General features: G+C 55.8%; 17 protein-coding genes. 7 read left to right on the top strand and 10 right to left on the bottom strand.

Annotated features, from left to right (window positions below; all coding sequences use genetic code 11):
- The first annotated feature begins 22 nt into the window (after positions 1-22).
- From L6D81_RS07760 to L6D81_RS07750, 3 genes are all read left to right on the top strand, one after another.
- Positions 23-1579 carry a hypothetical protein gene (locus tag L6D81_RS07760; RefSeq protein ID WP_236178571.1) on the top strand — a complete coding sequence of 519 codons (1557 nt, stop codon included), beginning with the start codon at positions 23-25 and terminating at the stop codon, positions 1577-1579.
- A gap of 445 nt (positions 1580-2024) precedes the next feature.
- Positions 2025-2459 carry a hypothetical protein gene (locus tag L6D81_RS07755; RefSeq protein WP_236178570.1) on the top strand — a complete coding sequence of 145 codons (435 nt, stop codon included), beginning with the start codon at positions 2025-2027 and terminating at the stop codon, positions 2457-2459.
- A gap of 18 nt (positions 2460-2477) precedes the next feature.
- Positions 2478-3125, top strand: a complete 648-nt coding sequence (locus L6D81_RS07750; protein ID WP_236178569.1) for a hypothetical protein — start codon at positions 2478-2480, stop codon at positions 3123-3125.
- A 192-nt stretch (positions 3126-3317) separates the two neighbouring features.
- Here L6D81_RS07750 and L6D81_RS07745 read toward each other — a convergent pair whose 3' ends face one another.
- The 5 genes from L6D81_RS07745 to L6D81_RS07725 form a co-directional block, all read right to left on the bottom strand.
- Positions 3318-4250, bottom strand: coding sequence for a hypothetical protein (locus tag L6D81_RS07745; RefSeq protein ID WP_236178568.1), 933 nt, complete (start codon positions 4248-4250; stop codon positions 3318-3320).
- An 8-nt stretch (positions 4251-4258) separates the two neighbouring features.
- Positions 4259-4828, bottom strand: a complete 570-nt coding sequence (locus L6D81_RS07740; RefSeq protein ID WP_236178567.1) for a hypothetical protein — start codon at positions 4826-4828, stop codon at positions 4259-4261.
- A gap of 31 nt (positions 4829-4859) precedes the next feature.
- The gene (locus L6D81_RS07735) at positions 4860-8621 is read right to left on the bottom strand and encodes a hypothetical protein (RefSeq protein ID WP_236178566.1); all 3762 of its coding nucleotides are present in this window, start codon (positions 8619-8621) and stop codon (positions 4860-4862) included.
- Positions 8622-8720: 99 nt separating this feature from the next.
- Positions 8721-9056, bottom strand: a complete 336-nt coding sequence (locus tag L6D81_RS07730) for an MFS transporter (RefSeq protein WP_236178565.1) — start codon at positions 9054-9056, stop codon at positions 8721-8723.
- An 8-nt stretch (positions 9057-9064) separates the two neighbouring features.
- On the bottom strand, positions 9065-9232 hold the full coding sequence (locus tag L6D81_RS07725; RefSeq protein ID WP_236178564.1) for a hypothetical protein: 168 nt from the start codon (positions 9230-9232) through the stop codon (positions 9065-9067).
- 334 nt (positions 9233-9566) lie between these two features.
- Between L6D81_RS07725 and L6D81_RS07720 the strand changes: the two genes are divergently transcribed.
- Positions 9567-11033, top strand: a complete 1467-nt coding sequence (locus L6D81_RS07720; protein WP_236178563.1) for a DUF726 domain-containing protein — start codon at positions 9567-9569, stop codon at positions 11031-11033.
- Positions 11034-11081: 48 nt separating this feature from the next.
- Here L6D81_RS07720 and L6D81_RS07715 read toward each other — a convergent pair whose 3' ends face one another.
- From L6D81_RS07715 to L6D81_RS07695, 5 genes are read right to left on the bottom strand one after another with little or no spacing between them, the layout of a single operon-like run.
- A complete protein-coding gene (locus L6D81_RS07715; protein WP_309295817.1) occupies positions 11082-12827 on the bottom strand; it encodes a LeoA/HP0731 family dynamin-like GTPase in 1746 nt (581 codons plus the stop codon).
- Positions 12814-14445 carry a GTPase gene (locus L6D81_RS07710; protein WP_236178561.1) on the bottom strand — a complete coding sequence of 544 codons (1632 nt, stop codon included), beginning with the start codon at positions 14443-14445 and terminating at the stop codon, positions 12814-12816. The genes L6D81_RS07715 and L6D81_RS07710 overlap by 14 nt, the downstream gene beginning before the upstream one ends.
- 56 nt (positions 14446-14501) lie before the next feature.
- Positions 14502-15449: an AAA family ATPase gene (locus L6D81_RS07705; RefSeq protein ID WP_236178560.1), complete on the bottom strand. Its 948-nt coding sequence runs from the start codon at positions 15447-15449 to the stop codon at positions 14502-14504.
- A 44-nt stretch (positions 15450-15493) separates the two neighbouring features.
- Positions 15494-16783 carry an McrC family protein gene (locus L6D81_RS07700; RefSeq protein WP_236178559.1) on the bottom strand — a complete coding sequence of 430 codons (1290 nt, stop codon included), beginning with the start codon at positions 16781-16783 and terminating at the stop codon, positions 15494-15496.
- Positions 16780-18840, bottom strand: coding sequence for an McrB family protein (locus tag L6D81_RS07695; RefSeq protein ID WP_445009269.1), 2061 nt, complete (start codon positions 18838-18840; stop codon positions 16780-16782). The genes L6D81_RS07700 and L6D81_RS07695 overlap by 4 nt, the downstream gene beginning before the upstream one ends.
- A gap of 284 nt (positions 18841-19124) precedes the next feature.
- Between L6D81_RS07695 and mexE the strand changes: the two genes are divergently transcribed.
- From mexE to L6D81_RS07680, 3 genes are read left to right on the top strand one after another with little or no spacing between them, the layout of a single operon-like run.
- A complete protein-coding gene (mexE, locus tag L6D81_RS07690; RefSeq protein ID WP_236178557.1) occupies positions 19125-20378 on the top strand; it encodes a multidrug efflux RND transporter periplasmic adaptor subunit MexE in 1254 nt (417 codons plus the stop codon).
- A 15-nt stretch (positions 20379-20393) separates the two neighbouring features.
- Positions 20394-23585, top strand: a complete 3192-nt coding sequence (locus tag L6D81_RS07685; RefSeq protein ID WP_236178556.1) for an efflux RND transporter permease subunit — start codon at positions 20394-20396, stop codon at positions 23583-23585.
- Positions 23582-25003: an efflux transporter outer membrane subunit gene (locus L6D81_RS07680; protein ID WP_236178555.1), complete on the top strand. Its 1422-nt coding sequence runs from the start codon at positions 23582-23584 to the stop codon at positions 25001-25003. Before L6D81_RS07685 ends, L6D81_RS07680 begins: the two co-directional genes overlap by 4 nt.
- The last annotated feature ends 32 nt before the right edge of the window (positions 25004-25035 follow it).

Here is a 25035-nt window from a genome sequence, read left to right as displayed (position 1 = left end):
CATTAGAGGTATCGAGAGCTAAATGGAAAACGAACTAGAATCCGATCGCATCGGCCGCATTGGGGAGCGACAGTTCGAATTGCTCTGCGAACGCGCTGCTCTTTGTTGCAATAAGAGCGCCATCGACGTCATGGGTTGGGACTTTATCGTCGAATTCCCGATGGCGCTGGCTGGGCAACCGTCGTTGCCTCTCGATCAACGTCTAACCAATGCTGCTCGGGTTCAGTTGAAATCAACGCTCGGCCGCACCGGGAACCGTATCCGTCTAAGCCTGTCGGCCATCGAACGCCTGGCCAAGGATCCTCGGCCCGCCCTCATCATCGTGTTTTGCCTGAGCAGTGACGGCGAAATCCACACCGCGTATCTCGTCCATCTTATAGGGAAAGAGCTCGCACGCATTCTTAAACGGTTGAGGCTCGCGGAGGCTCGTAAGGCCCATGACATCAACCACACCGATATCAGCTACGCCTACGAAAAAATTGGGTTACGGTTCAAACCGACACCCGGGGGCTTGTTGGCCGCGGTGAGTGACGCGTGTGGGCAAAATCCTAGCGCCTACACAATCGAGAAGCAGCGGCAGCTTGTCGAACTCGGTTATGAGAATGGCCAGTTCGAGGCAGAAGCCATTATCCAAATCGAAGGTCCGGAGCATTTCAGCAATATCCTACTCGGCCTTGCACCCTTAAAACCGCACCGCATCCAAGTCTTCGATAGCCGTTTTGGCATACGCCTTCCCTATCAAGGCACAATTTTTGACGACATCGAGGCGCTGTATCTTACCCCTCCCACCTTGGGTTCCTGCGAGATTTCAATCCGTGGCCTCGGCTTCGGACAAGCCGCACGGTTCGACGCTGAAATGTTTATCGGACCGTCGCTTTCAGAACTTCATGGACCAGAGCTTCTCATCCGCTCCGCAGAAATGGACATTCGTCTAACCCCGACGGGACTCAAATTTGAAAGCGTCGGCTTGATCGATGATATGCAGCACAGCTTGGAGGAATGGGCAGAGCTACTTCGCGCGCTAACGCTCATGTCATCTGGTCGGGCGACCTTGGCGATTACCGGAAACAGCAAGATTCCCCCGATCACACTACATGTCAATCAACCGGTCACAGGGCCGTACCTCAAAGAACTGCCGCTCATTTCCACATTCGCGGACGGGTGGTTACGTCTTCTAACGAACGCTGGCATGCGCTCCACTGCTAGCTTTACGCTCGATGCTTTCTGGGAGGCGAATGAAGCACGGATAGCCGTGGATATCCTGCTTAACCCGCAGCCTGAGGCCCGCTTTGAATTCCAATCTCTAGGAACTGAAGAGGCATTTCCCCCTTCGGAAGGGCTGTATTTCAACATCGCGTCATTTGTCGATACCAGCATCGCTTTCAGCGCGAAGGTTTTCTTTGTAAAAACCGAAGATCCTGACTGGCAATATCGGTCAAGACGTTTCGAAGCCCTTGATGTTCGCCCGAAGGTCGATGACTTGGAAGAATATGGGTTCGACCAAGCGACCGCCTCAGGCCTGAAACTGGTCATCGATCCAAGGAACATCAAGACGGTGCCCCTGCGGAATGCAAGCTAGCCACCGAGCCCATGGATATGCGTGCATCACTGAAACAGCATTGGCCCGAGTGATTGCCGTGTTCGGTGCGGCGCAGCCACACTGCGAGTATGGGTGAGCTGACGAACCGAGGCAATCGCCCGGTCTTACTGCCACACCAAGTGATCTACACCGGCAATTGGAGAGGCACCGAGGCCGTACCAAGAGGTTCAGACCGCGTGCTGAGGTCGAGCTGGGGTGTTCGTCGTATGAGAGCACTGCGATCGTGGGTGGACGCCAGCGGTCGGTGAGAGCTACCGCGACGCAGGTCAATTCCGGAGCTTCATAACCGCTCGATTCCTACGGGCTCACTGGCATCGAATAATCCCAAATATCGGGCCAGGCCGATGGCATGAGCCCATTGACGATATTGACAGGTCCTGTTTAAAAGTCAGCATCGCGGGCTATCCATGCGGGGACATTACAGATGAAGATCACTTGGCAACGCTGCTTGACGTACGACGAGGCGAAAGATCGCCATCGCGTCATTTACCTTCACGAATGGGACAATAAGCCATTCTATTGGGGAAAAGCACACAACAGCTTTTTCGGCGGCGGTAAACGCCAGATTGGCGACCTCCATGCAACCGGTAGGTACAACTCGGGCTATCGGCACTGGATCGAAGGGTGTCTCAGGCATGGAGCGAAACTCTATGTCGGACAACTTAGCGATCTCGCTTTGACAAATATCAATGAAGTAGAAAATTACCTTATCCATGAATACGGGCACGAAATGAATATCCGCGTGCGTATGCCACCCGTGCCTCTAGACATTGAGCACCTTGGCGACGTTCCTGCCTCGATTGCAAAGAGGCGAACGAAGGATACGGAGATCACCTGCGGATCTCGTGATTTAGTGTGAAGCTGTAGAGGAATCAGCATGGAAATCTCAGAACATCAGCAACAGCTTCTTAGGATAACTCGTCACGAAGCGGCCCACTTTGTCGTAGCTGAAGCGATGGGATTCGCGGGGCAGCGCATCTCGATTCATTATCAGGATACTGACCGCTACCGCGGAAAAGCAGATCACGACCTGACCGAACGTTGCGGCTCCTTGGATGAGGTGAAACAGTACGCAATCCGGCGAACGATTACGCTAATGGCCGGGGCCATTGGTGAGGCACTAGATTCGGAGGGACGAATCGACAGAACAGAGGCTGACCGAATCTTCGAAGGTGAAGACACTGGTGCTGGCAGCGATAGGTCCACGTCACACGAATTTATCCATCTGATCTACCACGTCAGCGAGCCTGAATCAGCGTCCCCTGCCGACATAAAAAATCAGCTATGGAAGCAAGCTGTGGCTGTGACTTACATGCACGCAAATGTCGTGGAGGGGATCGCGCAAGCCCTTATGGCCACTATGGTCCTCAAGCCCGACGGCCTTCACATGGAGTTGACCAACCAACAAATCGAAATTCTGTTAGGTCAGAGCATCCCCAGGATGGACGGTCAACTGGAAGCGCTCTGCAAGGAAATTAACGGCCTAACGAAGCAGACAGATGACACGCTTCGGCCTGTGCTCTAACAAAGCCTCAGTGGCGTGGAGGGGCCTCGGGGTTGCGATCGTGTCCGCTATGAAAATAGGCGGACACAATCGCCCTCAATAGGAAGGTTGGAGTGCTCTAGGCCGAAGGAACAGTCACTCTTTGAAGACGTTTATCAGACCATCAATTACCGGGATGAAACTTTCGGCGTGGGGGGATGGCATACCTACGCTCTATGGCCACTCTGAAAGATGTTGAGCAAAGATGAATTTACGTTTTGCTGGATCATTGTCTGTGGCTTCGGCGCGTTTTAGGGCTTCGAGCAAGCCCAACCTCTTCTCCGTCACCAGCTGTAGCAATTTTTCAAGCTCTTCGATCGTGAGGAAGAACATGCGCTGCAGCGGTATCTGGAGGCTCTCGGAGTAAGCAGCGTAAATCTCGCTCAACTCTTCCTGCCCTACAGCACTAGCCAAGCTGATACCGCTTCCGATATATAGCTCCTTGTAGGTCACCACAATCAGATACGTTTCAGGCCTCGCTCTGATGATTGGGTCAGCGTCCCCGAGAGCAAAAAGCCTTGCATTAACAGCGTGGGCCTGCTCAACAGCCTTGAGCAGGGAAGTCGAGGTCGCCCCCCGCACTACTCCTCGCAAATGAGCAGCTTTACCACGAGGAGCCATTTCGACAGCTTTGGCCTCAATGTAAATGTTGGCATCTCCATCTACGACCAGAAAATCAACCAGCTTCCCCTTCCCTACTAGTTTTTTCTCTAGAGCCTTTTCATCAAGGTACACCAGGCGTGTGGTGGCGATTAGACCACCGATGTATGCCTCAAAACGTCTTCCAGAGTTGAGTCTAAACTTTTCACTATCTGATTTTTTCAACGTATCAAAAACGAAGTGATCGAGATTTTTCGCAAGCAATTGAGGATAGACACAGCAATAATAATCCATGCTCTTTAGGAGCGGGAATCTGAGAAAAGGAGTTTCCTCGACAAACTCACTAATCCGATGCATCTTTGAATCTTGATCGCGCAACGCATCGGGCAATTCAGAAGTATGAATCGATATGGCTTTCAAAAAAGCATCAACATGCTTCGGATCGATCTCGTGTTCGATGGGTGAAAAGTAATCTCGTCGAAAGACTGGAGAGCAGCCGTCTTCCATAAAGCGGCTCAAGAGCCCCAATGACAGCCGTATGAATGAGGATATCGGCAACCCAACTGCTTTGACGAAGATCTCTGGAAGAAATGCTCCTCGTTTACATTGAGAAACAACTGATTTTGGCGAGCGATAGCATCCAAATTTATTCTGTTCTGATATAAGAATTGCTGCGCAGCGAGCGCTCGAAAGAAGAGCGTCAGATCTTCATACTGGCTGGGTTTTCGGCCATCCCAAGACAGTCTATAAATTTTATTGATTAGCTCATCAAATTCTTGATCGTTTATTCGCGGACGACCACTTTGAGAGACCTGCTCATCCATAAACACCCATTTCAGCAGTACCAGATGAATCCACGGCTGCTTCCTTATCTGGTTAATTTCCTCTATTTCCTCACGGTATAGCAAGCCCATGGAAGCTGACAGGATGCTGACAGGCTCATACTTTCTGAATTTATTCCTGATTGGTTTGAGCAGCGTATAAAACTGCTCATTCGTAATAGACTTAGTGCTACTAGGGCGCTGGACTTGAGGCGTACCCTGGTCCCCAATAACTATACCCAGGATCGAGTGCTTTATATTCATTGAATGTCCTTTTTCTGAGATGCAAACAAGCTCAAGCACGCCTTAAGGCTGTGAGGTTAACGGCGGGCGCTTCATGGCTGTCGTCAACCGAGTCCAGACGAAGATCCAGAAGATAGTGGTAAATATGGACAGCCGAGCCGTTCACCGGCCGCGTCTCCCGGTAGCCCCTCAAATGAGGATGGTCTTTATCGAGCGTGAGGGTGCCCCGACTGTCGAACCCAGCATAAATGGTTTCATTGACCCACCGCTCGTACTCCGAGCACAAACATCGGAAGTTGCCGGTCGAGTAAACGACAATGGCAATGGAGGTAACCCCCAGCGAGTTATATCCTGCGATCTTGTTAAGATGGTCTTCGGCCGTCTTGCGTTCGAAACGGCGCAGGCGGAAGGCCTCAACAATCGAAATGCAACTCGTGCCTACGTAGATGCCACCATCAATTTCCCCTACCCCTTTTTTCGAGGCAGAACTGCCCACCCTCGCTTGGTCTTTCACCGTCCAGCTCAAATAATCCAAGCGATGGCCCAGCAGCGAAGTCAACCAGTCATTGATCATGTTTTCCTGGTCTATCGACATTGGTGCGTCACCGTCCGTGGGGCGGTACAAGTTGTTCTTTCGCGTCAGAAGCTCCTGAGCCACTCCGTACATATTGTTTGCAAGGAAAGCTTCCAACGTATCGCCCTGCTCTGTCTGACCAAACACCAGGCATTGCTCGTGCGGTGGCAATGCGCGGATTTCCTGCCACATGACCCTCGCCTGCGTGTGGTTGGGCTTGATATACAGGTCAATCACATAAGGAGAACGTTTCAAGCGCAAGGCGTTGTTCTTCCGAAGATCCCTTTCCAGCGCTTCGAATGCCTGCTTCTGCTCGGCAGGTAATTCGACATGCAGCTTTTCGACCTCATGCAAATGCGCCAGTGCCTCCTCCACCTGCTCTTGTTCTTGAAGGCACACGCAACGGACATGCACGAGCTCGCAAGAGAGTAGAAAGCGCTCCGGCACATCACGCCAGACACAATCGAACTCTTGCCACTGCTTGCATTCCAACAGAAGCCCCAGTGCCTCCTCGAAATCCAAGGCTCCTACGTCCTGCGACTCAACAGCACGATAGACCTCGCGCCACTGCACATAGCGTTGCCAGTTCTCGCTGCCTACCTTGCTCGCCCCCTCCTTTTCTGCGAGGGCACGACTCGCCTTGAGCCTTCCCGTCGCATAGGAGATCTGCCGCTGAGCCTTCAGCAGGGCATCGAACAGGTTGAACGCACGCTGGGCATCGATACTCAAATAACAGTTCGCCATTAATTGCCGGGCATATCGAGAGACCTCATCACTTGCCTGCATGGCATCGTCGAGGAACGCGTCCAGCCTGGCAATCCGTTCCTTATCGTTGAGGGTCGCATCGTCGGCAATCGCTTTAAGCTCAATCAACTGGTCCAGCGGCTCAAATGAGACAGAGGAATGGCTGCGTTTACAGGAAGCGCCATACTTCACCAGACGCTGTGCAAGCTTTAACTGACCGGCGTTGGCCGCCATCACCGCCACTCGGAAAATCTCTGGAATCCAGACAATCCTTTCAGACTCGAAGTCCAGCGTGGCCACCTGCTCGAGAATGCGCGACTTCCTTGCAGACGATCGCGTCGCCTCATACAGCTCGAGCCACCCGCCAAGGGGCGTTGGCCGGTCTTGCAGTACGCCCAGGAACTTCGTGAAGTCATCTTCCGGGAACAAGTTGCTTGCCTGGCACACCCGCGCCCACAGCTGGACCTTGCTGTGCCCAACACTATCGTTGAAGACTTCGAATACCCCCGTCAAGCGATCGGCGGCAAATCCAAAATCCTGAATCAAGCACAGCAAGGCGTCGAACACATTTTTTCTGCATTGGGGGTCAGCATCGACGACAAGCCTTAGCAGAAAACGCAAATGAGTCCTTACCGCGCCAAATAGCCCCCTGTGAGCTTCTTCAGTGGCCCCGGCGTCATGTGCGAGTAGACCATCAAAGGCATGGATCACTGTTCGACGCAGGCGCTCATTGCAACAGCGCAGCAGCCCACTCCAGTCAAAGCTGTCGAAGACGGGGCCGTCATCTATGCTGACACGCGCGCTGCCAAAGCGCTGTTTCAGATGCCTCAGGTAGTCCTTTGCCAATAACGTGGCAACCTCCGCTCTTTTCCCCGCATCGCTGCCTGTGCCCCCCTCTGACAACGCCTGGATGCACCAGAACGAAAACATCCACTCAGCAACCGGTAGCTCGTCATTTCGATCCCGCAGCCGCTTGCGCCTGGCCACCAGAAAATCAGCAGCCAGGTGGCAATGGTCTTTGAACAGACGCGAGGCCCTGCCGTCTTCAGGCCCGCGATACTCCATACGCTCGACTGCCTGCTTCAAGCCCGGCAGCAGCCCCTTGCTCTCGACATGAGATGCGGTCTCACGCTCCGCCATCCAGGCGAACACCTCGGCAATCGCCAGCACGGTGTCCCTGGCCGCCTCGGCGTCAATCGTCTCATCGTGGGCAATGGCATACACATCCAGGGCCTGGGCGAACACCAATTGCTGCCACGCCCTGTCGTAGTCGTAACGGTGCGACAACCGCTGAGCGGCACGGTGCAGCCACTCATGGATCTGGATCAATCCGATATGACTGGTCGCCCTGTGGCGCAGCAACAGGCACGCATAACGTGAGGAGTGGATTTTCCTGAACAGGATTTCTGCCAGATGCGGCGCCTGCGTCGAGCGCTGCAACAAAAGGTGCGTGTAAGGAAAGCTGTCACGCCGTGCATCATCTTCGCATTCATACTTCACGATGCCTTCCACGAGATGATGGGTCGTCTCGTAGTCGTAATAGTTCCTCGCATCTTTCCACCACTGGAAACAATCAAAAACGCGCTCGTTCGGTAGGCGCCGATAACGCTCGATCACGTCGTCCAGTTGGGACAGATCCAGTGCTGGGCAATAGGCCTCCTGCTCGCTCCCAACGGAGCCGGTACGCACCTCATCTGAATCCCGCCGTGCAGGTCGCACGATCGCATTCATTCGATTCTCGGACAACGCGATATCGGCCGCACATTGTTCCCAGCTGTCATGCAGGAAGTCATCAGCCATCACATACTGAAATGCACCGGCTAGGAAGTCCTCGCGCGACTGTGCAGAGCGGAACTTCAGGTAAAAAACATACGGCCGCCTATAAGCCAGCACCATTTTCAACCACCATTCCTTGAATGCCACCTCCTGGTCCGTCCTTGAGGCCCTCAACTGCTCCCAAAGCAGTGTGCCGACCCCGACAAGGTCTTCGTCCTCGAAGGAAATCTTGTACCCACCGTATGACGCAGACAACTTGTGACATGCTTGCACGTAGCCCATTTCGGTGACACAGCACTCATCGACCCGCACATGCGGCGCCACCCAGCCGTCGCCACCGTGTTTGATGTCATAAAGAGAAGCCACTGTCGCAAGCTGTTGCTTCAGCTTTTGCGGCATGTCGTGGGCGACGGGAATCGGCCTGACCACCTCCAGCAGCCCACTTTTAAAGGTAACCACACGCTGCTGTTCAAGTTCGGCCAGCGGCACAGGGTCTTTCAGCGCCTGCCAGCCCTCCTCATCATGCAACCAGGTCGCCTGTTCTTGCAGAAGGCCGAGCACCGTGGTGCGGTTCAGTACGCGAGGATAAACAGCGCCGGCCGCCAGCAACTCAGCGATATAGCCATGCAGGGGTGTGATGACGTCGGGCTCGCCTTGGTTCTGACGTTCGTAAAAGTCGAGTTTCTTCTCGAGATCTTGGATGAGACGTGCCGTATCCACCCCATGCCTCCTTGCGCCGCTGAAAATAGCCGGTCACGCTACCACTCCAGGGGCAGGGGCGCATTTGAATTTCGTACCCGCAGCTAGATGAACGAATCTTCATGTTGCCCGTTCCTCTATACTCGGTGATGGATGTCTATCCAAGAGCATCACCACGCGGCCAACTAGCATGACCACGCCGACGCTCAGGAAAGCAGGTTCGAATGAGCTACTACGGTCTTTGACCCAGCCGATCAGATAGGGCAGCACGAAACCGGCTGATGCCCCCAACGCCGCGATCAAACCGATGCCCGCCGCGGCTGCCCTGCCCGACAGCACTCTGCTGGGCAATCGCCAGAACGGCGCCATCGAAGAAAAGCAGGCCGCGCAAGCGGTCGCGAAAGCCGCCATGATCAGCACTGGAGAAGGCAGCGCCAGTACGACGCCGATGGACACCGCGCACATCACCGGGGCAGCGCGATATGCCAGACCTCGCTGCCTGACCTTCCGGTGTAGAGTGCGCGCAGCAGCATGCTCACCGCAGCGAAACAGAAGGGAATGGCGGTGATCTTGCCGATCTCGAAGGCCGTGTAATGAGTCTGGAAAGCTTCCTCGAAGGACTTGATCACCAACGGCCAGGCGCCTCCTCTGCAAGCCGAGACTGCCGTACACTGAAAACCATCAAGGACCACGCTGGTCCGTGTCAGGAATCGCCATTCGCGATCGCTCGCGCACCCGATGTGAATGGGGGCAAAACTGGGGGCACAATTCGATTTTTGCGGGTTATAACTACCGTTTTAGAGCCTAGTCAAAATGTTTTTCGGGGATCCGGATAGTCTCTGAACCAAGGACGAACGCCTGAAAATGCGAAATGCCATAGCGCAAGGTCCTGCTTGCGCTTGATTTTACAAGCGACTAGCCAAATGCCATCATTCGCGCACCGATAGCTTTAGCCAAGGACGTTGCGTGAGCCACAAGTTCAAATTCCTGACCCTTCCTCACCGTTCCGGAGAGGTCGCGAACGTTTTCATTCACGGCTATTCGGCCGGTCACGATATGGAAGACCGATGCGCGCTACGCAAGTGCATACCGTCCTCTTTACACAACTGCATCAACATCTTCGCCTTCTGGCCGTCAGGTCATTGGGCTCAGTTCGATGATTGGTCAAGCAAAAGTATCCTTGCGGCGGGCCGACTCAGTTTTCTGGCCGGTGCAGGGCTCGCAGTGGCTGATCGCGCGGTCCACTTCAATACCAGTCGCAAGCGCGCCACAGCCATGGGCAAAACGCTGCTATCGCAGCTTGAAACCTATCTGTTAAAACATCATCCCTACGTTTCGAAAGTCAATCTGGTCGGACATTCACTCGGCGGACGTGTCGTCATCCATGCCCTGCTCGATTTGCAAGGCAAACCTGCGGATGACAGCCTGGTGATCGGCGATGTTCTTCTGATGGCTGCAGCGAGCACGCTGTCGGGAGATGAAGCGAAAACCATTGGCGAACGCATTAATGGCAAGCTCTACAATGCCTGGTCGAGCGACGACAAGGTCCTGTTGTTCAATCTCGGGGAAAACAGTGCCGGTCGTCAGGAGATCGACCATTGCCAGAACGTGCCAATGCATGGGTTTGGCCATACGGACTATTGGCCACGTCTAGAACGGGTGCTGCGGGCATCAGGCTTCCATGGCTACAGGGGTGGCCTGCCCTCTACAAAACAACCCGAGATGATCATCAAGAGCCCCGATCCGGTCGTGGCCGACCACCTTCTCTATGACCTGCTTGAATTGACTAGCGACGGAATTCGCAACCAGGTCGTCAAGCACCTGCGTAGCAGCAGCTGGACAAAACTGGAAACGGAGCATTCGCTCTATCTGCTGACCAAGGAATTCCAACTGCTGGGCGGTCACTGCCTGGTCAACCTGGCGCGGGGAAAAGGTCTCAAGTACGTTCAGATCCTGCTCATGCTGGCCGAACATTACGGGTTGGTAAGCGAGTTGCACGACTGTGCGCAAGTGATCGAAATGGAGGCGCTGCTGATCAGCAAATGCTTCCAGTCGTCATTCGGCGAAGAGCATCTGCTCGCATCGATGCAGGACATTGTTCAGCAAATGCATGGCCTGTCAGAGAAGGCGTATTTCGAACAGGTCGATGCCCTGGCAGCGAGTCTGACCGTTACTTCGTACTTCTCGACCCCTGAAGCGCCCGCACCGGTTTATCGCAAGACCGGCTCCGCACAGACGGGTGAAAGTAAAGAGTTGGTGCTCGCTAGCGGGTCGATCCTGACATCGTTCAGCACTCTGATGCCGACCGAACGTATGAAGGCAGCGGTGAACAATCTGAAAAGTGCGGTCAAACCTGGCTACTCGGCATTGATTCCAGCGGTTGCGGCTGTCTTCTACGCGCGCTTGAAGCTAAACAATGAAGGGTTGCTCTGACTTGCTGAGATAAAACCTGGCCAGCGGCTGCTGTCCAGGCTCACCGGATCAAACCACGCCGTACTCGCCTTCGATGACACTTTGCGAGTCAAACGCTTGGCTTAACTGGGTCTCAAGCTCTGCCAGTTGAGTCTGGCGGTTGCGCAGGTCATCGAGGCTAGCCTCCTGCTCGACCAGGATCTTCTCGAACGCCTTGATTTGTGGCGCGAAAATATCCATGACTTTTTCGTGATCCATCAGCAGTTTCATTGGCTCGGCAAAGTAGCTTTTGACCACTTCGGCCAAATCGCCCTGCAACTGTTTCAGTTCGGTTTCCGCACGCTGCTGCTGAGCAACACTGATGACGTCAGTCAACACCTGAATGCCTGCACCAATCGGGCCGGCCCACCGGCTGATGTTGGCAGCCAGCTTGGTTGCTTCCCAAGGTTTGAATTTGTAGACATAGCCGGTGAGGTTTTTCAGGGTCTCGCGGGCCAGGAATACGCCACTCTTGATGCTTTCAACAGGAATTTTCGATACGGCCGTCAGCGCACGGCTCGACGCTGACAACGCCGACGCGGTGATGCTGTCGGCGAAGTCCGAGGAGCTGTCTAGTTGATGTTCGATCTTGGCACTGATGCCGTTCATGATGCTTGAGGACTGGTTGAATGCGGTGCTGAACAGGTGATCTATGCGAAAGCGCAGCTTCTCGCCGATATCATTGTTCGAAAAACCAATCTGCGATTCGAGAAAGGCGCGCACCTGGTCGCGCGGCAATGTGCGAATGCTGTTAAGCAAATCGGTTTCGAGGTTGTTCAACTCTTCGTAGAGGTTGCCGACCGTCGCTAGGATTTTCCGTTTGCCTTCGGCAATGTCCTCCTGGATGCGTGCGGAATCACGTCGCTGGTTATCGGCCAAAAGCCTGAACTTGATCAGTTCGTCCTGAGCCAGGGCAATTTTCTTGCCCAGCACATCACGCACGACATCGATGCCGGTCTTCTTGATCAGGGTTTCACGACCGCTGCCATCGAGTACTTGTTGCGTCACCACTTTCAGTTCGCTGATCCGCGAGCGCTGGTCATATAGGTCCTTTTGCTCCAGCCAGAACTCCAGTCCGCGGCTATTCGGGTTGGAGGCTACGCAGACCACATTGATCGCGTCACGCTCGGCCGCAGAGAGGTCGACAAAACGCTGCAATTTATCCAGCAGGTTGTTCTTTTTGATTGTGCTCTGCTGCTCGAACTCTTCGGCATCGCGCAGATCGGCAACTTCATCCATTTTATTGATGACGAAGATGGTCGAACTCAACTTGTTCAGATCGCGCAGTACCCAGCGGACGATGTCCTGGTGACTTTCCTTGAGCGGGTTCGTGGCATCGACCACGTAGAAGATCAGATGAGCCTCGGAAATGTAGTTCTTGGTGATATCGCCGTATTGCACCAACGCGCCGTTTTCGGCTGCCTTTTCCTTGTCACCGAACAGACCGGGAGTGTCAACAATCTCACAACGATCCTGAAGATTGTCGGGACGATAGATCGCCAATGCGTCCGAAGACTCATTGGTGTCGATCTTCATGTCTTTCATGACCTGGCCCAGCCAGCCTGCAACGACGCTGGTCTTGCCGTCAGAAAATGCACCCAGCAAAGCGATACGCAGCGCATCCGACTGAACGTCGCCAATCGCTTTTTTGATCTTTTCGATGTCCTGAGAGACGTCCAGCCCAAGGGCCTCCAGCGCGCCCACCAGTTTCTGGAGGTTGTCGAGCGACTTGATCACCTCGGTCTTGCTGGCGTTGAAATGTTTAAATTGTTCCATAGGGTCTATCTCCCACCTCGTTTTTCAGTGCCTGAATCGAGGCGATCTTTTCATCGAACAAGCGAGTGACGTCGGCCATCTTGCGGCGTTCGTCTGTTAATTGGCTCAAGACTGAGCTTTCGATTTTGTCCTTGATCTTCGCCAGCATGTCTTCGGTATCACGCTTGAAGGTCTTCGTTACCTTTTCACGCTCGGCCTTGATGGCCTTGGCAACTTGCTCCTGGGCTTCGGCAATCTTCTTGCCACGACCACCGAAGAGGTAACTCAGCCCCGCGGCGAACACGCCGATCACGCCGCCCACAATCGCTCCGACGATATTGCCGATCACCGGAAAAAATGTACCGATACTGAACCCGCTCAAAGCATAGCCGCCGATGCTCAGCAAGAAGCTGCCTACGTCAGAGAAGTTGAAGCTGATAGCGTCCATGGCACTGGACAGCGAAATGGAATTGTTCGCCGCCTCGCTCAAACGCTGCTGGAAACTCACCCGCTCGGCATTTTCCTGCAGGCGCTTGAGTGCACGCTCGATGGTCCGGGACAGGTCTTCAAGCAACTGCTCCTGGATCGCCTCCAACCTTTCGGACAGTTTTGCCTGCCCCTCACTGACATGGCGCTGAATGACACGCTCGACATCATCCTTGTCACTGAAGTGCACTTCGACAGCTTCGCGCGCCGCAGAGGTCAGATCGTAGAAAAAGCGATCCAGTGCACTATTGCGCTTGGAACCGAAGCTGCTCGCCTGATCCTGGAAACTCTTGCGAATGACCTCCTGACACTCGAGAACTTCCACGCCGATCCTGGCGCAGACTGCCTGATGCTCGTCTCGTTGCTTTTGCAGGTCCGCGATGGTGTCTTGCAACAGACGCAGTACTTTGCGTTTGTTGCTTTCGACGATGTCGACCTCAAAATTGGCGCAGCCATCGCCGATCGCCCGGTGCAACTGATCCAGTTGGCTGAAGCTACGCATCGCCTGTTGACTGACGAAGTCCTGTTTGTAGGCACGTTGCGATTTGAGCAGGTCGGTGCGAGCAGGGTGAATGCTGGTCAGACCACGTTCGTCGAATGCGACCCCCGTAAAACCGAGCAATCCTTGCAGGCTTTGGCAGCCGCTGACCAGCTCGGTACCCAAGATGTCTTCCAGCACCCCACGAGTCTGTTCGCGGGTCGCGACGGCATCTTTATGAGTCCGCTCCAGGGATTCGCGGTCACTGGCGAATTCGTAGGAGTCCGCCTTGCCGCGCAGATTGCAAATCGCGTACACCTTGGCATCACGATTGAGGTAGTGCTTGATCTTCCGGGCAGTCTCGGCCTCTGGTTTTTTATTGGTGCCGTTCACGTAGAACACCAGATGGGCTTTGGCGATGGCCGCCTGAACCATTGCTTCGTATTTCGACTCGTTACCCTCGATACCGGGGACGTCGATAAGGTGAAAGTTTTTGCCCTGGTGGCAGAACTGGTAAATCACGTTGTCCTGGGTGAAATCTGCCTGGCCGGTGCCAACGATCTCGCCGTCGACCTGGCCGGCACAACGCTGCAGATTTTCGAGTTCTTTTTGCTGTTTTAGCAACGTCGGGAGCCTGTCGCTAACCAGCTCGCTCAAAGAGTGTTGTTCGTGCATTAGTAGGTCCGGATTCTACGAAGGGAAGGTCATTGCAAGGGCATCTACGCAATGGCTCACAGCAATTGCGCATAACCCAGGACACCTGCAATGGCTCCCAACACAATCCCTCCCACTAATCCGAATACCAGCTTCATCCTGGCCCGCTGCTCCAGCGAAATACGGGCAGACTCACTCTGACGTTGGCACTCGCTCAATTGCGCCTGGGTGGCCTGCAACTGACTGCCCTTCTCCACCAACTGTTGCTCAAGGCGCTGAAAGTCGCCACGCATGCCCTGAAGCTGCAAGCCTGTCTGCTGCAGCTCGCTCTGGGTTTGCGTGTGGTTTTTCTGGCTGTCAGCCAGTCGTGTTTCGGTGGCCTGCAATGCCTGACAAGTGCTGTCGAGATCGCTGACGGCAAGGCTCAGGCGCTCATTGCAGTACGTGTAATCCTGCCGAGTATGTTCGAGCTGCTGGCGGGTCGTCTGCAGATCGCGCTGGGTCTGATTGACCAGCGCACCGATGTCGTCGCCCAGCGCAGCTATGTCTTCACAGAAACTCACGTAACGATTACTGAGCTCCTCGATAAGCTCATCGCTTTTGTGCGAGAACACCGCTTGAATATCAGCGGCGGTCGCCTGGTTGCGCTGAATCAGGGCTTGGCGTTTCTTCTCTTCGAAGAGGATGCGCAGACTCTCGATGATGGTGCTCTTGCCGGCGTTGGTTTCGCCAAAAAAGGCAATGGTGAAGTTGTCCCACTCGGCGTGCTTTTCCAGATAGGAAATCTCGCCATCAAAACGCGACTTCATTTCGCCGAGTTTTTCCTTGACGCTGGCGAGGTGGAGATTGCCCTTGTCATTACTCACATCAAGCCTGGAGACATCATCCAGCGCGGTGGCAATGTCGCTGGCTACGCGGGCATATAGCCTAGAGAAATCTTGAGCCTTACTCATATCGTTCCCTGTTGTTTTTTCGGCTGGATCCAATTCAGCCCACAAGTTGCATTTTGCCATCAAGACTGTCAAGTTCACTTCTGTCGCATAGACGTCTTGGATCCGGCGTTTTGCTCTCAGCGAGAAAGGTATTTATCAAGGACAGACTGCTCTGGCAGCAACAACCTGCGGTTCTCGATACAAAAAGGTAGAACCCAGAGTTTCAAGTCATTCGAGTTGCTGAAGTGAAATACCGGCAACGGTTCCGCAAATGATTCTGTCCATGGGTAGATCAACACAACATCCCCGGCGTCTTTCAGGTAGACATGTGCATACGCGTGCACCTGGTAAAAGTCGGCCTGGCTGAGCAGGTATTTCTCACGACTGTTGCCTTTAATGCTGTCCAGAAGCTTCCACTTGGTATCAAGCACCATATGGGGCTGAGCGCCCTGCTCGATCAGCAGATCCGGCTTGAGGCGAAACCAGTCTTGTTGCCGGTGGCTCACGAGATGGTGCTTGCTGGTCTGGGTCCGCAGAGCGAAACCCTGCCGAATTTGAGCATTCAGATGTTTCGCCACATAGGCTTCGAACAGCGCCTCCATGGGAAACAGCAAGGAAGGCGCGTCGCGCTTGCCTGCGCCCGCTACCGGACTGTCGCCCTGCAGGATCAATCGCGCCCAATCAAGTGCGGGCTCGTAGTAAGCCATGCCTCGATCAAGCCGGATGCGCTTGAGGTCCTGGCTGATGTCACTACACAGTGGCACTTCGGCAAAAACAAAACTCAACTCTCGCGCCAACCGCTGATTATCGGGCGATTTGCAGATACTAAGCGTATTACGCAGGGCACTATTAATGAGCCTGTTTTCTGCTCGATCCTGAATGAATTCGTCGAATTCGGTAAAAAAACGGTCACGGCGCAGCAGATTCTGCGCCAGGTGAGGAGCCATCAAGAGCTTGCCGCGCAGGCTGGAAAGGTTAGCCTGCCGAGCGCTGTAGTCGCTGCGCAATCCTCTATTTACAACATTTCGTACGGCCTCAAGAAATTGGCGAAGGAACACCTCGAGCAACGGCATGTGCTCCATTTTCAGATCAGCGTTCGATGTCTTGATATGGCGAAAGCCCCGCAGGCACTTGAGCATATCGATCAGCAATCTGCGTGACCTGGCCGCACACATATCGCGACCGATCTTGGGCAGAATCTCGATTTGATAACCGCAGGGAGCACGCAGCACGCCAACGTAATTGCTGAACCGAATGGCGCGCCGGCCCTGCCGACTGGTCAATTTCAACCAGACCGGAGCGCGTTCGTCAGGGGTCAGGCACTGCTCTTCCAGCCAAGCGAAGACTTTTAGGGGAACAGTCGTGCCATTGGAGTCTTCATCCGAGGCGACCAGCGTATCGAACTCGAAAATCTGTATCGCCGTCATTCAGCAAACGTCGCATAGACACCGACATAAGCTGGCGGTCTACCAAACACCTCGTTATTCAAGCGGTATTGAGGCCGCAACGAGTATTCATCCAGATCATCACGGGTGCCGAACAGCGCTTTGGACCCCCTTTCGGCGTTCTGTTCGTGGACAAACTGAAGCGCCTCGTCGGTTTTCTGGTTATCGCCCAGTACCAGGCGGACTTTCTGCCAATCCTCGAAAAAGTATTCTTCCAGCAGTGGAAGGATACGTGTCCGGAAAATGGTGGCGAGCGCCTCGAAACGTGCCTCAGGGACAAGGTTTTTCAACGGTGTGAAGTACGCGTGTCCGATCGTATGTTCACGGTCATATAACGCCTCGATGCGTGCGTTAAGTGCCGTTAGCAAACGATCAAGCTGTATTTCATGCTCTCCACTGACAACCTTGATTTCGGTCAGCACACGAGGGTCGGGCATCAATTCGACGAACTCAAAGCGCCGGCGCAATGCCGTATCAACCAGCGCCAGCGAACGATCAGCGGTGTTCATTGTGCCGATTACGTCAACGTTTGAGGGGACGCTGAACGATTTGCCCGAGTAAGGCAATGTTAGTGTCACCTCATACTCGCCACCCTTGCGCTTGTCGACTTCGATCAGCGTGATCAACTCGCCGAAGATCTTGCTGATGTTGCCGCGATTGATCTCGTCAATCACCATCGCGTATTGCTGGTGTGGATCGGCCTGGGCCTTTTCGCACAGTCGAAGAAAGGCACCTTTTTTGATCTCGTATCGGACATCCTTTGAAGCGACTGATTCAGCGTTTCCATCAACCGTCGGCCCCTCGGAATCGACCAGCACCGGGCGCAGTCCTTCAACGAATTCTTCGTAGCCGTAGGACTGGTGAAAGGTCACAAACTCATAGCGTTTTATCCCATCGGCAGATGTGTATTTGCCACTGAGCAAATGTTGCAGCGTGCGGGTCTTGCCAGTGCCCGGAGGACCAAAATAGATTTCATTGCGTGGGGCAGTAGCTCCCTCGGTCAATACTAGGCCAACTGGCTGCTCGCCCTCCTCCCCGCCGGTTTCTTCTTCGCTGCTGTAATCATCCGGCCAGAAACCAGGACGATTGGATTGTTGAATTTGCTGAGGCCAGACACCAGTCTTTTGGTCGTTTACCGCTTCGACCGATGCCACCAGCTCCTCACTCAGATCCTGGTTTTTCGATATCGTACTCAAGTCACCGAATGAGACCCACCTGACCGACACACGATTCGCTTGCACGAACAGCACTCCGACCGATGATCCCCTTATCGCGCTCTTCTGCTTCCACCCGAATACCAGCTGGGCGTTAGTGGACTTTGTAGACCACCAATCAAAACCCACTTCATGTATCGCGACGGCCAAGCGCACAAATAACTGTGTCGTCTCGCGACTCCATTGTGGTTGCCGCAGTCTGAAATCCTTGCTGACCTCGAAGTGCCTCAATATCTCGGCGTCGGTGAGTGCAGTGGTCAAGCCAAGTTGATCAGCCATTTCGTCGTATCCAATTCCAAAGTGTGTAATAGCCGCGGCGCTCCATTCGACAATGCCGTGAAAGCCACGCTTCAGGCCTTCTTCAGCCGGCAAGATCGCGACAATCGGTGAAGCTTCAAAAGGGCCACGCAACTTCTTATAACGTTCGCGCAAGCCATCATCTGCAATTTTTGTGTCGACCAGATCGAGTTTGACGACGAAGCCCTTGGTGGCATCAATCCCTACGGTATAAGCCAGCCCCAGTGGAGCATCCCTGCGAGGGTAGATACGGGCCCAGTTGTAGCCCAAAAATTTTTTGTGCCACTGGCTTATGGGTCTGCGAATAACGCGGGGGGCTGTGCTATCGGGGAAGACGCGGTGTTGCAATGCATACGCCCAATCCTTGGTGATGTCATAGGCTTCGCGCAATTGACGATAGGCTTGCCGGTGAGAAGCATCGGTTTTGTCAAAAGGCCTGTCCTGCCAGGTACGCAAGCACTGGAATTGGTCTTGGGTGAAATAGGTTGGCGCCACTGATGTCGTTCCGTCCCTTGAATGTGATCGCATCGTGCCATCACTGCCGGCGTGTGGATAGATCTTTGCGGTCTCGCCACCCCTTATTAATCGTCAGATAATCCTCACCCCACAACTTCACCCCGACTCTTGCACGCCGGGCAACACAGAATTGCTCTGAAACCAATTGATAGCCCCCTAACGAAAGGCGCATGCTAGAGGGCTTCACTCGGGCTTATATCATTCCGAATGATAGTTACCTTCGTGTCATTCGATTCGTTTGCTACTAACCCGCCGAGCATCATCCGCCCATCTTCAATACATTGGCGGATGCATCCATGGAACAATCACTCAAACATTTGCGCTTCCCGTTGGCTATGTTGGCCGTACTGGTGATGAGCGCCTGTGGCAAGACTCCGGAAACCGCTGCGGCCATGCCTGCTGCCAAAGTCAGCGTGGCCAAGGTGCTGGAACAACCGGTCAACGAGTGGGACGAATTCACCGGGCGCCTGGAGGCGCCGGAAACCGTTGAAATCCGTCCGCGGGTCTCCGGCCAGATCGACGACGTCGCCTTCACCGAAGGTGCACTGGTCAAGAAAGGCGACCTGCTGTTCCAGATCGACCCCCGTCCGTTCCAGGCTGAGGTCCGCCGCCTCGAAGCTTTGGTTGCCCAGGCCCGTGCCAACGCCACCCGCAGTGAAAACGAAGCCGGCCGTGGCGAACGTCTGCGTGCCAGCAACGCCATTTCCGCTGAGCTGGCTGATTCGCGCACCAGCGCTGCACAGGAAGCACGCGCCGCTGTCGGCGCGCTGCAAGCGCAACTGGATCTGGCCAAACTCAACCTGAGTTTCACCCGCGTCACTGCGCCCATCAGCGGCCGCGTCAGCCGCGCCGAGATCACCGCCGGTAACCTGGTGACTGCCGACACCACCCCGCTGACCAGCGTTGTATCCACCGACAAGGTCTACGCCTACTTCGACGCGGATGAACGTGTGTTCCTCAAATACACCCAGCTCGCCCGTCAGGGTCAGCGCGGCGCCACCACTCCGGTGTACATGGGCCTGTCCAATGAAGACGGCAACCCGCACCTGGGCCAGATGAACTTCGTCGACAACCAGGTCAACCCGAAGACCGGCACCATCCGTGGTCGCGCCGTGTTCGACAACAGCGATGGCACCTACACCCCGGGTCTGTATGCACGCCTGAAACTGGTCGGCAGCGGCACCTACAACGCCATGTTGATCAATGATGAAGCGGTCGGTACCGACCTCGGCAAGAAGTTCGTACTGGTGATGGACGGCGACAACAAGACCGCCTACCGCGCCGTCGAGCTCGGTCCGAAGATCGAAGGCCTGCGCATCGTGCGCAGCGGCCTGAACAAGGACGACACGATCATCGTCAAGGGTCTGCAACGGGTTCGTCCTGGCTCCCCGGTTTCGCCTGAAGTGATCCCGATGGCCAGCGAGCAAACCCTTGCCGCTCTCGCTCAACAACGACAAGCGCTGGAAGCCAGCAACCTGCCTAAAGTCGCACCTGCCAAAGGCGCGTCGGGTTCGGTTGTGAAACTGGCTGCTGCGACCCCACGTGGTTAAGGGACGACAACTCCGATGAATTTTTCCCAATTCTTCATTTCACGGCCGATCTTCGCAGCGGTGCTTTCGCTGTTGATCCTGATCGCCGGTGCGATTTCGCTGTTCCAGTTGCCGATCAGCGAATACCCGGAAGTCGTGCCACCGACCGTGGTGGTGCGTGCCAACTTCCCGGGCGCCAACCCAAAAGTCATCGGTGAAACCGTGGCGGCTCCGCTGGAGCAGGCCATCACCGGCGTCGAGAACATGCTGTACATGTCCTCGCAGTCCACCGCTGACGGCAAGATCACCCTGACCATCACCTTCGCCCTGGGCACCGACCTGGACAACGCGCAGGTGCAGGTACAGAACCGTGTGACCCGAACCGAGCCGAAACTTCCCGAGGAAGTGACGCGCATCGGTATCACCGTCGACAAGGCCTCGCCCGACCTGACCATGGTTGTGCACTTGACCTCGCCGGACAAACGCTACGACATGCTGTACCTGTCCAACTACGCGATCCTCAACATCAAGGATGAGCTCGCTCGCCTCGGTGGGGTCGGTGACGTGCAACTGTTCGGCATGGGCGACTACTCGCTGCGGGTATGGCTCGACCCGAACAAGACCGCTTCGCGCAATCTGACCGCGACGGATGTAGTGACCGCCATTCGCGAACAGAACCGTCAGGTGGCCGCCGGTCAACTGGGTGCTCCGCCTGCTCCGACGGCGCAAAGCTTCCAGCTGTCGATCAACACTCAGGGCCGCCTGGTCTCCGAGGAAGAGTTCGAGAACATCGTCATTCGCGCCGGCGACAATGGTGAAATCACTCGCCTGAAGGACATCGCCCGCGTCGAACTGGGATCCAGCCAATACGCCCTGCGTTCGTTGCTGAACAACCAGCCAGCCGTAGCGATCCCGATCTTCCAGCGTCCCGGCTCCAACGCCATCGAAATCTCGAACGAAGTTCGCGGCAAGATGGAAGAACTGAAGAAAAGCTTCCCGCAAGGCATGGACTACAGCATCGTCTATGACCCGACAATCTTTGTGCGCGGCTCTATCGAGGCGGTGGTTCACACCCTCTTCGAAGCACTGATTCTCGTGGTTCTGGTGGTGATCCTGTTCCTGCAGACCTGGCGCGCCTCGATCATTCCATTGGTGGCGGTGCCGGTATCGTTGATCGGTACGTTTGCGGTAATGCACCTGTTCGGTTTCTCGCTAAACGCCCTGTCGTTGTTCGGCCTGGTACTGGCGATCGGTATCGTGGTGGACGACGCCATCGTGGTGGTGGAGAACGTCGAGCGGAACATTGAACTGGGGCTCAACCCCTTCGACGCGACCAAGAAGGCCATGGGCGAAGTGACGGGCCCGATCATTGCAACGGCGCTGGTGTTGTGTGCGGTGTTCGTACCGGCGGCGTTCATCTCGGGCCTGACCGGTCAGTTCTACAAGCAGTTCGCACTGACCATCGCGATCTCGACCGTGATCTCGGCCTTCAACTCGCTGACCCTGTCGCCAGCGCTGGCGGCCGTATTGCTCAAAGGCCACGATGCGCCGAAAGACCGTTTCTCGCGAGTGCTGGACAATATCTTCGGTGGCTGGCTGTTCCGTCCGTTCAACCGTTTCTTCGACCGCGCCAGTCATGGCTACGTCGGTACCGTGCGCCGGGTCATCCGTGGCAGCGGCATCGCCCTCTTCCTGTATGCAGGCCTGATGGTGCTGACCTTCTTCGGTTTCTCCAGCACGCCGACCGGTTTCGTACCCGGCCAGGACAAGCAATACCTGGTGGCCTTCGCACAACTGCCGGACGCCGCGAGCCTGGATCGTACCGAAGACGTGATCAAGCGCATGTCCGACCTGGCACTGAAACAGCCGGGCGTGGAAAGTGCCGTAGCGTTCCCGGGCCTGTCGATCAACGGCTTCACCAACAGCCCGAACGCCGGCATCGTGTTCGTGACCCTGAAACCGTTCGACGAGCGTAAGGACCCAAGCATGTCCGCCGGTGCGATTGCCGGTGCCTTGAACGGCCAGTACGCCGGGATTCAGGAAGCCTACATGGCAATCTTCCCGCCGCCGCCGGTACAGGGGCTGGGTACCATCGGAGGTTTCCGCCTGCAGATCGAAGACCGGGGCAACCTGGGCTACGAAGAGCTGTACAAAGAAACCATGAACATTATTGCCAAGAGCCATAACGTTCCGGAACTGGCCAACCTGTTCACCAGCTACACCGTGAACGTGCCGCAGGTCGATGCCGCCATCGACCGGGAAAAAGCCAAGACCCACGGCGTGGCCATCAGCGACATCTTCGACACCCTGCAGATCTACCTGGGTTCGCTGTATGCCAACGACTTCAACCGCTTCGGGCGCACCTATCAGGTCAACGTTCAGGCCGAGCAACAGTTCCGCCTCGAATCCGACCAGATCGGCCAGCTGAAGGTACGCAACAACAAAGGCGAAATGATCCCGCTGGCGACCTTCATCAAGGTCAGCGACACCTCGGGCCCGGATCGCGTGATGCACTACAACGGCTTCATCACTGCTGAAATCAACGGTGCGGCAGCCCCGGGCTACAGCTCCGGACAGGCCGAAAAAGCCATCGAGAAACTGCTCAAGGATGAACTTCCGAACGGCATGACCTACGAGTGGACGGACCTGACCTACCAGCAGATTCTGTCCGGGAACACTGCGCTGTTCGTGTTCCCGCTCTGCGTATTGCTGGCGTTCCTGGTGCTTGCGGCTCAATACGAAAGCTGGAGCCTGCCACTGGCGGTGATCCTGATCGTACCGATGACCCTGCTGTCGGCCATCACCGGTGTGATCATCTCTGGCGGCGACAACAACATCTTCACCCAGATCGGTCTGATCGTACTGGTGGGCCTGGCGTGCAAGAACGCGATTCTGATTGTCGAGTTCGCCAAGGATAAGCAGGAAGAAGGCCTCGATCCGCTGGCCGCCGTACTGGAAGCCTGTCGTCTGCGTCTGCGGCCGATCCTGATGACCTCGTTCGCGTTCATCATGGGGGTGGTGCCACTGGTGTTCTCCAGCGGTGCCGGTGCCGAGATGCGTCATGCCATGGGTGTGGCGGTGTTCTCCGGGATGCTCGGCGTAACCTTCTTCGGTCTGCTGTTGACCCCCGTGTTCTATGTGCTGATCCGCAACTTCGTGGAGCGCGGTGAAGCGCGCAAAGCGGCCAAGGCGCACACTCTTCAAAAGCCACTGGAGGCGCATCAATGAGTCTGAAAGTCTTCCTGCCGAGCCTGCTGGTGCTGGCCCTGAGTGCCTGCGCCGTCGGCCCTGACTACAAGACCCCGACGACGGAGGCGGCGAACATCACGTCCGCCACCGACGGCGCCGCCGGCCAGAAGAACTTCGACCGTTCGAAATTCGAAGGCATCTGGTGGCAGCAGTTCGACGATCCGACCCTCAACCAGTTGGTGACTCAATCGCTGCAAGGCAACCGTGAACTGCGCGTGGCGTTCGCCCGCTGGAAAGCCGCCCGGGCGATCCGTGACGACGCCAGCAATGATGCGATGCCGACCATCACCAGCCGCGCCAGCAGTGACCTGGCCAAGGGACAGATCCCCGGCCAGACCACCAACCGGGTCAACAGCGAGCGCTATGACCTGGGTCTGGACATGGCCTGGGAGCTGGACCTGTTCGGACGCATCCAGCGCAATCTGGAAGCCAGCGACGCCGACCAGCAAGCCGCTGAAGCCGATCTGTACCAACTGCAAGTCACCATGATTGCCGAACTGGTGGACGCTTACGGTCAACTGCGCGGTGCTCAGCTGCGGGAAAAGATCGCGCTGGCCAACCTGAACAACCAGCAGGAATCGCGCAAGATCACCATCAGTCTGCGTGACGCCGGCGTGGGCGATCAACTCGATGTGGAGCGGGCCGATGCTCGTCTGGCGTCGGTCGAAGCCAGCGTGCCGCAGTTACAGGCAGAGCAGGCACGGCAGAAAAACCGCATCGCCACCCTGCTGGGTGAGCGCCCGGACAAACTGACTGTCGACCTGAGTCCGAAAGACTTGCCGGCGATTGCCAAGGCCTTGCCGATCGGGGATCCGGGCGAACTGCTGCAACGGCGTCCGGACATCCTCAGCGCCGAACGCAAACTGGCTTCGGCCACGGCGCGTATCGGTGTGGCCAAGGCCGACCTGTTTCCCCGGGTCAGCCTCAGCGGCTTCCTCGGCTGGACAGCCGGGCGTGGTTCGCAGATCGGTTCCTCGGCGGCCAACGCTTGGGCGTTGGGCCCGAGCATCACCTGGGCGGCGTTTGACCTTGGCAGCGTGCGGGCCCGTCTGCGCGGCGCCGATGCCGATGCCGATGGGGCACTGGCGAACTATGAGCAGCAAGTATTGCTGGCGCTGGAAGAGTCGGAAAACGCCTTCAGTGATTACGGCAAACGTCAGCAACGCCTGATTTCGCTGATCCGTCAGAGCGAATCAAGCCGCAAGGCTGCCGATCTGGCTGAAATCCGCTACCGCGAAGGCACTACCGACTTCCTGGTGTTGCTCGACGCCCAGCGCGAACGTTTGAACGCTGAAGACAGCCAGGCCCAGGCCGAAGTGGATCTGTATCGCGGCATCGTCGCGATCTACAAGGCCCTCGGCGGTGGCTGGCAGCCAGAGACGGTCGCCAGCAAGTAACAGTTTTTTAAAGAGCTCCTTTGGTTGGCCGC

Source organism: Pseudomonas sputi, from assembly GCF_021603585.1.
Taxonomy (GTDB): Bacteria; Pseudomonadota; Gammaproteobacteria; order Pseudomonadales; family Pseudomonadaceae; genus Aquipseudomonas; species Aquipseudomonas sputi.
Note: the sequence above shows the minus strand (reverse complement) of the source record. Positions and strands in the feature narration are given on the sequence as shown.